This is a genomic window from Blautia sp. HCP28S3_G10, assembly GCF_052065235.1.
In the GTDB taxonomy this organism is placed as follows: Bacteria; Bacillota; Clostridia; order Lachnospirales; family Lachnospiraceae; genus Blautia_A.
Genome location: NZ_JBQHUL010000030.1, coordinates 1 through 14,001, shown reverse-complemented (window position 1 = coordinate 14,001; position 14,001 = coordinate 1). Strand labels below are relative to the sequence as shown.

Here is a 14,001-nt window from a genome sequence, read left to right as displayed (position 1 = left end):
ATCCTCCTTATTTATAAAGCTCTGCCGGATAAACTCCCTCTTTTACTAATTTTGCAAAAGCTTCTGTTACTGCTGCCTTGTCTTCCTGATAAGTAACACCAAACCAGGTATCTTTTGTCTCAAGGACATCTACTTTTGCTTTTCCTGCTTTGATCAGCTTATCGATCATTTCCGGAAGAAGATACTCTTTCTTGATATCGCCTTCTTTGATCTCACTCAGGAAATCCACAAAACCTTTTTCAAGTGTATCCATAAATGCAGGAGTCAGTCCCCACATATTCATGGAAACCAAATCTTTTACATTTAATTTAACAGGCTCTCTACCTTCTGATCTTGTCTCTGCACCGTCAGCTGTTTTAAAGATATCATGTGTTTCTGTTACTCCTGTAAGCGCACCATTCTCAATATGACAGATACCTCTTGTGACACTTCCGTTATCACTCAGCGTATTTCCAAGACGGAACCCTGCCATGCAGATATGAAGAATGCCATCCTGTGGCTGCTCCTGGATCAGATAATCATGAACTTTAACGTAAGCTTCCTTACCATAGTAGTCATCTGCATTGATTACCATGAATGGCTCAGAAAGAACATTCTTCGCTGCAAGAACTGCCTGACCTGTTCCCCACGGTTTCGTACGGTCTGCAGGTTTTTCAAATCCTTCCGGGAGATCTTCCAACGCCTGGAATGCATATTTAACTTCTGTGATCTTTTCGATACGATTGCCGATTACTTCACGAAATTCTTCTTCAAGATCCTTACGGATAATAAATACAACTTTGTTAAAACCGGCTTCCAGTGCATCATGGATAGAATAGTCCATAATAATCTCACCATTTGGTCCTACGGGTGCAAGCTGTTTGATACCTTTTCCAAAGCGGCTGCCGATTCCGGCTGCCATGATCACAAGTGCTGTCTTTTTCATTTGTATTCCTCCCATTTATTCTTCTTCGTTCAGTGAACTTAATTTTGCAGCCTGATCTGCTGCAATAAGACTGTCAATGATTTCTTCCAGATCTCCGCTCAGGATGCTATCCAGGCGATGAAGTGTCAGTTTGATTCTGTGGTCCGTTACTCTTCCCTGCGGGAAATTGTAAGTACGTATCTTCTCAGAACGGTCTCCTGTTCCGATCTGGCTTCTTCTGGCTTCGGCCTCAGCATCATGCTGTTTGGCAAGTTCCATTTCATAAAGACGTGAACGTAATACCTTCAGTGCTTTATCTTTATTTTTCAGCTGTGATTTTTCATCCTGACAGGAAATAACGATTCCTGTAGGAATATGCGTCAGTCGTACAGCAGAGTCTGTAGTATTGACACACTGTCCACCGTTTCCTGAAGCACGGAACACATCAAATTTACAGTCATTCATATCAAGATGGAAATCAATTTCCTCTGCTTCCGGCATAATTGCAACCGTACATGTAGAAGTGTGGATACGTCCACCGGACTCTGTTTCCGGAACACGCTGTACTCTGTGTACGCCACTCTCATATTTCAGGCGTGAATACGCTCCGTTTCCCTGGATCATAAAAGTTACTTCCTTAAATCCGCCGATTCCGTTTTCATTAAGACTCATCATCTCTGTTTTCCAGTGGTGTGTCTCTGCATATTTCACATACATACGGTAAATTTCAGCAGCAAAAAGTGCAGCCTCATCACCACCTGCACCTGCACGGATCTCAACAATAACGTTTTTGCTGTCATTCGGGTCTTTCGGAAGAAGAAGAATCTTCAGTTCTTTTTCAAGTTCTTCCACATTTTTCTTTGCTTCAGAAAGTTCTTCCTTCAGCATCTCACGCATTTCTTCATCTTTTTCTTCCTCAAGAAGAGAAAGACTGTCCTGAATTGTCTCTTTATTTTTCTTGTATTCTTTATAAGTGTCCACGATGGGCTGAAGTTCACTCTGTTCTTTCATAAGCTTCTGGAACCGTTCCTGGTTATCCGTAACTCCCGGCTCGCCAAGCTCATTGAGGACTTCCTCAAACCGCACAAGCAGATCTTCTAATTTATCAAACATCCTGTTCCTCCTGTTTTTGTCCAAGCACAACCCTGTCAAGGCCTGCCAGGTCTTTCTTTACCTCTATATTCAGAAAATTGTTGTTTTTCAGTATCCTGGAAACATCTTCTCCCTGTTCACAGCCGATTTCATAGAGAATCCAGCCTCCTGCTTTCAGATATTTTCCCGCGTCTTCTGTGATCCTACGGTAAAAATACAGTCCGTCCTCTTTTCCGTCCAGTGCAAGAACCGGATCATGCAGACGCACTTCATCCATCAGCTCTTCAATTTCCGCTGTCGGGATATAAGGCGGATTTGAAATAAGCATATCATATTCAGGCAGTGGTTTTCCACTGTTTTCCTGAAAATATTCTCCTGAAAATGTATCACTTTGTACCAAAACTGCTCTATCTTCCAGATTCAGATTTTTTCGGTTAGTTTCTGCTACCATAAGAGCATCTTCTGAAATATCCACACCTGTTCCTCTGGCATCCGGTCTTTCCATCAGAATACTCAGAAGCAGACATCCGGAACCTGTACACATGTCCAGGATCTCCGGTAATTTTTTTGCATTCAGAATACGAAGTGCTTCCTCAGCGAGAATCTCAGTATCCTGTCTCGGAACAAGTACACGGTCATCTACCATAAATTCATATCCCATAAACCATGCCCGCCCTGTCAGATGCTGAAGCGGGATATGCTCAGCTCTTTTTCTGCATAGTTCTCTGTATTTCAGGGCAGCTACCTTCTCAGGACATTCTTCCATATGTGCATAATACCACGCTCGCTCAATTCCTGTAGCATATTCCAGAAGGAGCCAGGCATCCAACCTGGCTTCTTCGATTTCTGCACCACTGAGAAGTTTGATTCCCTGATCCAAAAGTTCTTTATATGTCTCCATGAGTTTCCTCTTTATTGTCACTGTTTTCTTCCGGATCTTTCCAGTCAAATTCTTCATTCAGATATGCTCTCCAGTCAAATACAGCTTCAACAGCCCTGATGGCAACCTCTGCCATGTCTTCTGTAGGCTCTTTTGTTGTAAGTTTCTGCATGGCAAGTCCCGGCTTACTCATTATATCAGCAAATTTCGTGTCAGTTCTTCCTGCCCACTGAATAATCTCAAATGATACTCCGGCAACAACAGGTACCATCAGAAGCCGGCCGAAAAGGCGTACCCAGTAAAACGGTACAAGTACAAAAATAAAATGCAGGCAGATGCTTACGATCATTACAAGGAAAAGGAAGCTTGTTCCACAGCGTTTATGCTGTCTGGAACTCTTCATTACATTTTCAACAGTCAGAGGAAGACCATGTTCCACGCAGTTGATGCATTTGTGTTCTGCTCCGTGGTACATAAATGTTCTCTGGATATCTTTCATTCGGGAAATCAGAAGCATATATCCCATAAACAGCGCCATTTTTACAAAAGCTTCTGCTACTGTTACCAAAAACTCAGATGCTCCCACCTTACGCAGAAGACTTGCCAGTGTATATGGAAGGAACATAAATGCCAGCACAGACACTATCATTGAAACTGCCACTGTTATGTAAAGAAGCCACTGAAACTGCTTTGCTTCTTTTTCTTTTTTTGCGGATAATTCTTCTTCTGTCAGTTTTGCATTTTGGACAGCCTCTTCTTCATCTTCTTCATCTCCTGCTATTTCTGCAGAATACATCAGACATTTTGTTCCGACTACCAGACTGTCCACAAAACTGACCACACCACGGATAATCGGTTTCTTCAGGAATTTTGCATTACCAAAAGTGCATTTATAATCTTCAAGCTTCAGTTCTATTTCACCGTCAGGTCTGCGGACTGCAATCGAATATTTGTCTTTGTGACGCATCATGATGCCTTCCATGACTGCCTGACCACCTATATTTGATGGTTTCATACATCTCTCCATTATGCAAAGAAAGGTTGAGATTTCCCAACCTCAACCTGTTCTCACGTTTCAATATTCTGTCTTATTATTTGTTTAAGCCGTATTTTCTGTTGAACTTATCAATACGTCCACGAGCCTGAGCTGCTTTCTGCTGTCCTGTGTAGAATGGATGGCATTTAGAGCAAATTTCTACGTGGATATCTTTTTTTGTAGATCCTGTTACAAATGTGTTACCACAGTTGCAGGTTACAGTTGCCTGATAGTAGTTCGGATGGATTCCTTCGCGCATGATTTTCACCTCTCTATATTTCTTCTATTTTTATTCGTTTTTAATTTTGACGAATTCATTATTTCGCAGCTTTCTGATTATAGCATACTGGGAATATAAATGCAAGGTATTTATAAAAATTTCTGTTTTTTTGCTGTCTGAATAAATTCTTCGTTTGTCTTTGTCCTGGAAAACATATTCAGTATCTGCTCTACTGCATCTTCCGCCTTAAGACTGTTAAGAGCTTTTCGCATATTATAAACAGTTTCCTGTTCATCTTTTGTCAGCAGAAGATCCTCACGCCTTGTGCCGGATTTCTGGATATCAATCGCCGGAAAGACTCTCTTCTCCTGTAGTTTACGGTCAAGGACTAGTTCCATATTACCGGTTCCCTTGAATTCTTCGTAAATAACATCGTCCATCTTGCTTCCTGTATCCACAAGAGCTGTAGCAAGTATTGTAAGACTTCCGCCTTCACGCATGTTACGGGCTGCACCGAAAAATCTTTTTGGCATGTGGAGGGCTGCCGGATCAAGACCACCTGACAATGTTCTTCCGCTTGGAGTCACACAGAGGTTATATGCCCTGGCAAGTCTTGTAATAGAATCAAGAAGAATCGTAACGTCCTGCTTGTGCTCTACAAGACGGCGTGCACGTTCCACAACCATCTCTGATACACGACGGTGATGTTCCGGCAATTCATCAAATGTAGAATAGATAACTTCCACATTTGAACCCTGGATTTCTTCTTTAATATCGGTAACTTCTTCCGGCCGTTCATCGATCAGAAGAATGATCAGATGCATGTTTGGACTGTTTTTCAGGATAGATTTTGCAACATCTTTAAGAAGAGTTGTCTTTCCTGCTTTTGGCGGAGATACGATCATTCCTCGCTGACCCTTGCCAATAGGACTGATAAGATCCACAATACGCATGGCAACCGTTCCGCCAGGGCGCTCCATACGGAGTCTCTCATTTGGAAAAACCGGCGTCATATCTTCGAAATTATATCGTCTCTGCCCTTCGCTCGGATGAAATCCGTTAATAGATGTTACATACAGAAGAGCACTGAATTTCTCTCCCTGTGTCTTGATACGGATACTTCCCTGAAGAATATCTCCGGTTTTCAGATTGAATCTGCGGATCTGTGACGGGGAAACATAAATATCATTTTCGCCCGGAAGATAATTTGCACAACGTATAAATCCATATCCGTCCGGAAGAACTTCAAGGATTCCATTTGCCTTTTCACCACTGTCAAGCTGTGCTGTCTCTGCTGGTGCCGCATAATCATCCTGATTGTGCTCCTGAACTCTGTCCTCCATTCTTTCAACAGTGCGTTCCGGATTTCTGTCTGCATTTCGATTCATATTGCGTTCTGTATTTCTCTGCTGGTATGAATTCTGATATGAATTACGCTCATTATTTCTCTGTGTTCTGTTTTCCGGACGATAAGTCCTCTCCACGGTTCTCTCCGTCTGTCTGTCAACAGTTCTTTCCTGTCTTTTCGGCTCATGAACTGTCTCCTGCTGATGAACCGCTGTAGTTTCTGCTGCTTCTAGTTTCGTCTGGCTTTCTTTTTCATCTTCCTGAAGCATACGTTCTATAAGTTCAGGTTTTCTCAGAGTAGAAATTCCTCTTAATCCTCTTGCCTTCGCCAGATCTTTTAATGTTGCCAGTGACAACGACTCGTATTTTTCTCTCATAAAAATCCCTCTGTCTTATTTATATGTAATATTAATGTGATACACTCTACGGGATACTCTGTCAGATACGACATGAACATCAGAATTTCAACAGTCCCACTGCGGGACTGTTGTTGAAACCATCTTTCTCCTGGACTGGGAACCAGCCACTGGTAATAATTATAAATATTTTAGCATATCATTTCGGATATGTCCATAGAAAATCAGTGTACAAAAGAACCTAACACTCCATATGATACAACATACATGATCACTGTCGCCATAATGATACCACAGAGAATGGCAAGTGAAGATTTTTTAATATCGACATCAAGCAGAGAAGCGATCAGAGAACCAGTCCATGCGCCTGTACCCGGAAGCGGAATTCCTACAAACAGAACCAACCCCCAGAATTCATATTTCTTGATCTGATCACTCTTACCCATTGCACGGTTTTCCATTTTCACGATCAGATTATGAAAAACCTTTGTTTTTTTGAGTAGTTTAAAGATCTGTTTGATAAAAAGAAGTATGAACGGAATAGGTATAATATTTCCCACAATACAGATCGGGATTGCTTTTGCTGCTGATACTTTCAGAAGAGATGCTGCAAGAAGTCCTCCCCTCAGTTCCAGAATCGGAATCATTGAAATAATAAAAATAATCATCTCTCTTGATATGTGCTGAGACAGATTATCTGTAAACCACTGTACTAAAACTTCCATACATTACTCCTTTTTAAGATATTTTTTCAGGAAATCTATAAATATTTCCATTTCTTTCTGTGTTCCTATTGTAATACGAAGGTGATTTCCGGTTCTTCCCCCCGGGAAATAACGAACATAAATATGATTGTTTCTGAGTGCCTGGAAAAGTTCCTCTGCCTGGCAGGATTCATGTTCTGCAAAAATAAAGTTCGTCATTGAATCTTCAAAAGAAAATCCCAGTGCTTTTAACTGCTCTTTTGTCCATTCTCTTGTATCAATGATCTTCTTACATGTTTCATAAAAATATTTTTTATCCTTCACTGCTGCAACACCGGTTGCCAGAGCTGTACGGTCCATTGTATAAGAATTAAAAGAATATTTTACATCATTAAGGTATTTGATGAGTACTGGGTTACCCATTGCAAAACCAATACGCATACCTGCCATGGAGCGTGACTTGGAAAATGTCTGAACCACCAGAAGGTTCTCGTATTTATCAATAAGAGGAAGTGCTGACTTTGCCCCAAAATCAACATATGCCTCGTCAACGATCACAATGACATCAGGATTACGTCTGATGATTTCCTCTATATCCTGTTGCGGAAGTTCCACCCCTGTCGGCGCATTCGGATTTGGAAAAATAATTCCACCGTTTTCGCGGAAATAATCTTCTTTTCTGATGTGAAAATTCTCATCCAGCGCCGGTCTTTCATAAGGAATCCGAAAAAGATCTGCCCACACATCATAAAATGAATACGTGATGTCAGGAAACAGAACCGGCTTACTTCCATTAAAGAAAGTAAGAAAGCTCATCGCAAGCACATCATCAGAACCAACACCTACAAATACCTGATCTTTATTAAGGCCATAATGATCAGCAACAGCCTGTACCAGGTCTTCTGCTGCCGGATCAGGATAGAGGCGCAGTGCATCTGTATCAATCGCCTGAAGTGCTTTTGTTACTTCCGGTGACGGTGGATAAGGATTTTCATTTGTATTTAACTTGATCATATCCGGCTGGTTTGGCTGCTCCCCCGGTGTATATGGAACAACCTTGCGGATATTATCTTCCCATTTTTTCATAATAACAGCTCCCTTCTGTTACTGCCGCTGATAAAAGGTCATTCGATGTATATCAGCTATTTCTGTATTGCCTGTAAACAGTAACATTTTACCCACTATTACTGTGTTTGTCAAAGATTAATTACATCCATATATACATCAAAACAGCCGGTAAAAAACTCAACTGTGTTTTCATCCGGCTGTTTTTCTTTATAAATTATTTTTATCTTATGCTCTCACGATCAGATACGTGCTACTCCGGTCTTTCTTGCTGCTTCTGCAACTGCCTTTGCAACTGCAGGACCTACTCTCTTGTCGAAAGCTTTAGGAATGATGTAATCCTCAGAAAGTTCATCTTCAGGAATCAGATTTGCCAGAGCTTCTGCTGCTGCAAGTTTCATCTCATCATTGATCTCTTTGGCTCTTACATCAAAAGCACCACGGAAGATTCCAGGGAATGCAAGAACGTTATTAATCTGGTTCGGGAAGTCACTACGTCCTGTGGAAACAACTTTTGCTCCGCCTGCTTTTGCATCATCAGGGAAGATTTCTGGTGTCGGGTTTGCACATGCGAAAACAATAGCATCTTTATTCATGGTTTTTACCATCTCAGTAGTAACTGCTCCTGGAGCGGAAACACCGATAAATACATCAGCGCCAACCAGCATGTCAGCCAGTGAGCCGGACTTTTTGTCAAGGTTTGTTACCTTGCTCATTTCATCTTTGACAGGATTCATTCCTTCCGGACGTCCTTCGTAGATAGCGCCCTTTCTGTCGCAGAGAGTAATGTTCTTAAATCCTGCAGTGATAAGAAGACGTGCAATGGAAATAGCAGCTGCACCGGCACCGTTCATGACGATACGTACATCTTCTTTTTTCTTTCCTACAACTTTCAGTGCATTTGTAAGACCTGCAAGTGTAATGATTGCAGTACCATGCTGATCATCATGGAAAATCGGGATATCACATTTTTCTTTCAGTTTCTTTTCGATCTCGAAACATCTCGGTGCTGAAATATCTTCAAGGTTTACACCGCCAAAGGATCCTGAAATCAGGTAAATAGTATTTACGATTTCATCAACATCATTACTCTTAATGCAGAGCGGGAAAGCATCAACATCAGCAAAAGCTTTAAAGAGAACGCATTTACCTTCCATAACCGGCATACCTGCTTCCGGTCCGATGTTACCAAGGCCAAGAACTGCTGAACCATCTGTAACAACCAGACACATGTTCCATCTTCTTGTCAGTTCATAAGATTTGTTGATATCTTTCTGGATTTCCAGGCATGGCTGTGCAACACCAGGTGTATAAGCCAGAGACAGATCATCTTTGTTTTCTACCGGAACTCTTGTTACAACTTCAATCTTGCCTTTCCATTCGCCATGTAATCTTAATGATTCTTTTGCGTAATCCATTTCTGTTTCTCCTCCTTGGGGTAGATTATTATAAGTAATGTTTTTTTGAGTTATGTTATCATCTATTATAAAATATGTATGAGTAAGTTTCTATTCTTTTTTACCGGATTATGTCCCGTATGTCTCGGAATTTTGCCAAATTCATGGCAAAACATCTCGCATGATATTACCTGTGCACAGTTACTCAATAGTTTCCGGTAAAGAATTTACTGTCTTTCGGAAGTTCGTATCCTTCAAAATACTTATGGAAGTCAAGTTTCAGATATCCACAGAGATTTGCAAGTTCAACCATTGTGTTGTCATTAACCGGAATTCCTTTTTCCATTCTTTCTTTTTCTGCAAATACTTCTTTCTCTCCGTGTGTATAAATACGGTCTTTTCCCTCTGCTTTCGGGCTTTCACGAAGTGCTTCCAGATATTCGGAAAAATGTTTCCTGATTGCTTCCGGGTCGCCGAATGCTGCAGGATCAATTGCCATAAATCCATGGCAGATTCCTGTCTTATCCGGGAAAGTACAGCATTTATCAGAAGTTACACCCATGGAAAGAATAGAACTGAACAGTTCACAGAGCATACCATAGCCATATCCTTTATGAGAGCCTGTTACTTCTTCAGTTCCGCCAAGAGGAGCAATTCCGCCACCTTTTTTGGCTACGATATTTGCAAGTACATCCGGTGCATTGGTGCTTGCATGTCCGTCTTTATCCAGTGCCCATCCTTCCGGAAGCGGTTTATCCATTTTGTTATACATCTCCAGTTTTCCTCTGGTAACTACTGTTGTAGAACAGTCAAAGAAAAACGGATACGGATCTGCCGGCATTGCTACTGCAATAGGGTTTGAACCAAGCATTGCTTTTCTTCCAAAAGTAGGAACCATGATTGCTTCTGAGTTTGTACATGCCATTCCAAGCAATCCTTCATTACTAGCCATCTTTGCATAATAACCTGCAATACCGAAATGATTGGAGTTACGGACAGAAACAATACCTACACCTGTTTTCTTGGCTTTCTCAATTGCCTTTTTCATTGCATAAACGCCAATCAGCTGTCCCATTCCGTTGTGTCCGTCAACAACAGCAGAAATCGGAGTTTCAAAAACTACTTCCGGTTTTGCTTCCGGGTGGATCGTACCCTTTTCGATGCCTTTGTGATAACGCACCATTCGCTGCATACCATGACTCTCTATACCATAAAGGTCAGCTGTAAGAAGTACATCTTTAATTTCATTGCTTTCTTCTTCGTTGAATCCAAATGTTTTAAATACATCTTTACAAAAATGATTCAGTGTGTCATATGACCATGTTACGTATCCCATCGTAAAATCCCTCTTTCCGGTATGCCAGTTGTGTTTTTTGGCATTACCATTTTGTAATACCAATTATATCACTGGCATTACCAATTCTCAATAGGGATTCTTGTATTTTTTATGTTTTTTTCAGACGGATTAACGTCTCTCCCGCTGCTGTTCCTGCTGCATTTCTTCCATATACTGTTCGATTGTTTCCATATGTTCGGACATTGCCTGTTCTGCCTGGTCTGCATCACCATTAATAATAGCTTCCACCAGCTTATGGTGCTGTTCATCTACCACACTGGCTGACTGATTTTTCTTCATAATATAATCACGTGTTCCCTCAATGATACTCTCCGTCAGCTGATCTGCCGCTGCCAGAACGCAGTACAGCATCGGGTTATCCGCAATGCGGGCAATCTTCTGATGAAGTTCCTTGTCCAGTTTGCCACGGTCTTTTTCATCTTCTGCAGCATCCAGTCTCGCAAGAATCATCCAAAGCTCTGCTGCATCCAACGGGGTGCATTTTCTTGCTGCAAGAAGTGCTGATTCTCTTTCCAGCGCAGCACGGAGCTGCTGATTCTGTCTCAGATATCCATTATTAAGTCTGAACAGAATGGACAGTGGTCCGATCAGCCATGTATCAAGATTTTCTGTAATATAATTTCCACCTCCCGGAACTGATTTCACAATTCCCAGAAGCTCCAGTGCCCGCAGTACTTCCCTTACTGCCGGTCTGGACACACCCATGGCCTCTGCCATGGCTCTCTCTGCCGGAAGTGCCGCTCCTGCCTTCAGGTCACCGGCTTCTATATTTGCTATGATCTGCTTCAGGATCGCATCAAATGCACGCTCTCCATCTTCAACTTTTTTAAACATATATTTCCCTCCACGTCAATGTGATTAATCATAATAACTCGTAACTGTTCAGTACCCTCACAGTTACGAGCCAAAATGCATTCCAAATCACCTTCGGTGATAGCATTTTGCCTTGTATGTCTCGGGATTTTGGCAAAAACATGCCAAAACACCTCGCGGGATACTACCTTCTGAATAGTTACAATAATTCTTAGTTTTCAGTATATCATCTTCGGATTTTGACCACAAGTCAGGTATCTTAATATATACAATTATGTTATAATAAGATACTTGGGTGAAAGCCCTCAAATACGAAGGAGGCCATATTTCTTATGTATGAATACGAAATCATTTTCGGCGCCCTGCTTTATTCTGTATGGGCATTTTATTTCAGCAGACAAATCCTGGAAGAAAGATTTTCACCGCAGAAAACCTATCTGTTGATCCTGCTCACCCATGTTGTTCTCATAATAGGCGGACGCAGGATCTTTCCGAATGGTATACCGATCATTCTCGTTCATCTTTCTAACATTATATCTATTGCAGCCTTCCATTACGGTTCTATAAAAAAGAAAATTCTTACTTATTTTTTATACAGTAACACAGTCATGCTGATGGAAATGCTTGTAATGTGCCTGTATATCAGTGTGCAGAGGATTTTCTTCCACTCTGCCAAAGGACTCATCAGCATGAATTCTGTAACTTCACCTGTGGATATGGTAATCCTGTGCACCGTCATGCTTACTGCCGGTACTTTTATGCTTAAATTGATTGCTGACCTTACCGGCACTTTTTCCCGTTATTACAGTATCGCACCCCTTGCCCAGATTTTCTTTCCTTTTTACTGGTTCTGTATCATTTTATCACTGTTATGTAACTATCAGCTGAAGTTTAATTTTTATTCCGTGCTCTTTCTGACGCTGTCCATTCCGGTTATCCCGATTTTTCTCAGAGGAATGCGAAATATCCGAATCCAGGAAAAGAACCGTGTTCTTCGTGAAAAACAGATCGAACTTCTGAAAGAACAGCTTGAATTTTTCAACGATATGGAAACTGAATATCAGAATCTGCGCAAATGGAACCATGATATTGAAAATCATCTTCTCTCCATGAACTACCTGATGAAAAATGGCAGATACGAAGAAGCTGATAAATATCTTCACAACATTTCCAGATAGAGGAGAACATTTATGAAAAAGAAACACACGCAAAAATATATCCTGATTTTCGTTATCCTGACATTGTGTCTAAGCTTAATTTACCACAGTGCGCTGTACAGTGACATCAGGCCGATTTATAGTTTATACACTTCGACTACATCTGTCCTGGCAATCGCAGGCACATTTTATTTGCTTTATGCTATTACCAGGGATACAATGAAAGATGCCCGCCAGGAAGCTGAACTTCTGGCTCTGGAACAGCAGGAAAAATTACAAAAAGAACAGAGTGAGACTCTCGCCGGACGCCGCCGACAGACCCTCGCTTTGCAGCAGGATATGCAGCAGAAACTTAATGTTTATGAAGAACTGATGGAGCATAAAGAATATGAAAAAGCAGCCAGCTGCCTGGACGCACTCACAGACAGTTTCCAGCAGGAACGCTTCCACCCCGTCTGCAATAATAACCTGATCAATGCCATTCTGAACAGCAAGCGCCAGATTGCAGAACAACATGGTATCCGGACCCGCTTCCAGCTACTCCTTCCCGAGAAAATGAACATCGAAAACAGTGACTTAAGCAGCATCTTTTTTAACCTGATGGATAATGGTATTGAATCCTGCCTGAAATCCGGCGCTGACAAACCATTTATCCAGATCACAGCAAAACCGAGTGCAAACTTTCTTGCCATACATATGGTCAACAGCAAAGATCCGTCTCAGAAATTCAACCATAAAACAAACAAGACCGATTCCTGGTCTCATGGATTCGGTCTTGCGATCATTGAGGATATTGCTGACAGATATGACGGCACCTGCCAGTGGGTTGATGATGGGGAGATGTTTGAGTCCGTGGTGATGGTGGGGGTGGGGTGAAGGCTATGCCTTTACCCTGCGCCTACCTCTTTTACTTTAACCTATTGTTACTGTTGAAAGTCCATTACAGTTAAAGAATGCATATAAACCTATCTCCTGTACGCTGTCTGCAATCGCTGTTTCTGTTACATTCGTACAATTACTGAATGCGTACGCCCCAACTGATGTTACACCTTCTTTAATTTCAATTTTAGTGATGTCATTTTTGTATTCTGCCCACGGTACATCTGTCTCACTTTCCCAGGAAATCATATCTCCCTTTCCTTCGATGCAAAGCGTACCATCTTCATTTAATTTCCATGTTACTTCGCTTTCATCTGCACCACAAAATCCCTGTTTTTCATTCTCAATACTATTTACATCATCAACATTATCTGTACTCTGAGCAGAAGAGCCATTCACATCATCTGTGAATTCTGAATTTTCCTGCTCTTCTTCAAAAGCAATTTCATTTTCATCTGATTCATCAGCAATTTCTGCTTCCGATTCATTTTCATCTGTTGGTTCTTCCACTGTCAGATTCATTTCGTCCTCTGAATCTTCTGCTGTAAACTCAACAGCCTCATCTGCTGCCTGAACATTTTCCATACAAATACTGTATCCGCCAAGGCTGACGGCCAGCAGTAAAACTGCCAGCCCTGATTTTTTCAATTTTCTCATAATACGTCACCCTTACTTTCTGATTTTTATAATGAACCCATAAATTAAGACAAAAAAATCATTGTTTCTAAGTTGGATTTCCCGTATGATTTTTATAACGAAAGGAGTCCAACTATGGCAAGACAACAACATTCACC

At 41.4% G+C, this 14,001-nt stretch carries 14 protein-coding genes; 2 read left to right on the top strand and 12 right to left on the bottom strand.

Annotated features, from left to right (window positions below; all coding sequences use genetic code 11):
* Positions 1 to 7: 7 nt before the first annotated feature.
* The 11 genes from ACTNB8_RS12040 to ACTNB8_RS11990 all read right to left on the bottom strand — a co-directional run bounded on the left by ACTNB8_RS12040 (position 8) and on the right by ACTNB8_RS11990 (position 11,192).
* The gene (locus ACTNB8_RS12040; protein WP_441054994.1) at positions 8 to 925 is read right to left on the bottom strand and encodes a nucleotidyltransferase family protein; all 918 of its coding nucleotides are present in this window, start codon (positions 923 to 925) and stop codon (positions 8 to 10) included.
* Positions 926 to 940: 15 nt separating this feature from the next.
* Complete coding sequence (gene prfA, locus ACTNB8_RS12035; RefSeq protein ID WP_296156538.1) at positions 941 to 2,017, bottom strand: peptide chain release factor 1; 1,077 nt, start codon at positions 2,015 to 2,017, stop codon at positions 941 to 943.
* The gene (prmC, locus tag ACTNB8_RS12030; RefSeq protein WP_441054991.1) at positions 2,010 to 2,897 is read right to left on the bottom strand and encodes a peptide chain release factor N(5)-glutamine methyltransferase; all 888 of its coding nucleotides are present in this window, start codon (positions 2,895 to 2,897) and stop codon (positions 2,010 to 2,012) included. Before prmC ends, prfA begins: the two co-directional genes overlap by 8 nt.
* Entirely contained in the window at positions 2,884 to 3,891 is a 1,008-nt protein-coding gene (locus tag ACTNB8_RS12025; protein ID WP_441054989.1) for a DUF1385 domain-containing protein, read from the bottom strand. Before ACTNB8_RS12025 ends, prmC begins: the two co-directional genes overlap by 14 nt.
* A 76-nt stretch (positions 3,892 to 3,967) precedes the next feature.
* Positions 3,968 to 4,171, bottom strand: coding sequence for a 50S ribosomal protein L31 (gene rpmE, locus ACTNB8_RS12020; RefSeq protein WP_022215410.1), 204 nt, complete (start codon positions 4,169 to 4,171; stop codon positions 3,968 to 3,970).
* A 110-nt stretch (positions 4,172 to 4,281) separates the two neighbouring features.
* Complete coding sequence (rho, locus tag ACTNB8_RS12015) at positions 4,282 to 5,856, bottom strand: transcription termination factor Rho (RefSeq protein ID WP_441054986.1); 1,575 nt, start codon at positions 5,854 to 5,856, stop codon at positions 4,282 to 4,284.
* A gap of 203 nt (positions 5,857 to 6,059) precedes the next feature.
* Complete coding sequence (locus tag ACTNB8_RS12010; RefSeq protein WP_441054984.1) at positions 6,060 to 6,560, bottom strand: COG2426 family protein; 501 nt, start codon at positions 6,558 to 6,560, stop codon at positions 6,060 to 6,062.
* A gap of 3 nt (positions 6,561 to 6,563) precedes the next feature.
* Positions 6,564 to 7,625, bottom strand: coding sequence for a histidinol-phosphate transaminase (gene hisC, locus ACTNB8_RS12005; RefSeq protein ID WP_441054982.1), 1,062 nt, complete (start codon positions 7,623 to 7,625; stop codon positions 6,564 to 6,566).
* A gap of 221 nt (positions 7,626 to 7,846) precedes the next feature.
* Entirely contained in the window at positions 7,847 to 9,022 is a 1,176-nt protein-coding gene (locus tag ACTNB8_RS12000; RefSeq protein WP_441054980.1) for an NAD(P)-dependent malic enzyme, read from the bottom strand.
* A gap of 184 nt (positions 9,023 to 9,206) precedes the next feature.
* Positions 9,207 to 10,337: an Ldh family oxidoreductase gene (locus tag ACTNB8_RS11995; protein WP_441054978.1), complete on the bottom strand. Its 1,131-nt coding sequence runs from the start codon at positions 10,335 to 10,337 to the stop codon at positions 9,207 to 9,209.
* Between the two features lie 129 nt (positions 10,338 to 10,466).
* A complete protein-coding gene (locus tag ACTNB8_RS11990) occupies positions 10,467 to 11,192 on the bottom strand; it encodes a FadR/GntR family transcriptional regulator (protein ID WP_441054976.1) in 726 nt (241 codons plus the stop codon).
* A 311-nt stretch (positions 11,193 to 11,503) separates the two neighbouring features.
* On the opposite strand from ACTNB8_RS11990, the gene ACTNB8_RS11985 reads away from it, so the two are divergent.
* Entirely contained in the window at positions 11,504 to 12,349 is an 846-nt protein-coding gene (locus tag ACTNB8_RS11985) for a hypothetical protein (protein WP_441054974.1), read from the top strand.
* Between the two features lie 12 nt (positions 12,350 to 12,361).
* A complete protein-coding gene (locus ACTNB8_RS11980) occupies positions 12,362 to 13,204 on the top strand; it encodes a GHKL domain-containing protein (RefSeq protein WP_441054972.1) in 843 nt (280 codons plus the stop codon).
* A gap of 36 nt (positions 13,205 to 13,240) precedes the next feature.
* Here ACTNB8_RS11980 and ACTNB8_RS11975 read toward each other — a convergent pair whose 3' ends face one another.
* Positions 13,241 to 13,864 carry a leucine-rich repeat protein gene (locus ACTNB8_RS11975; protein ID WP_441054970.1) on the bottom strand — a complete coding sequence of 208 codons (624 nt, stop codon included), beginning with the start codon at positions 13,862 to 13,864 and terminating at the stop codon, positions 13,241 to 13,243.
* Positions 13,865 to 14,001: the final 137 nt, after the last annotated feature.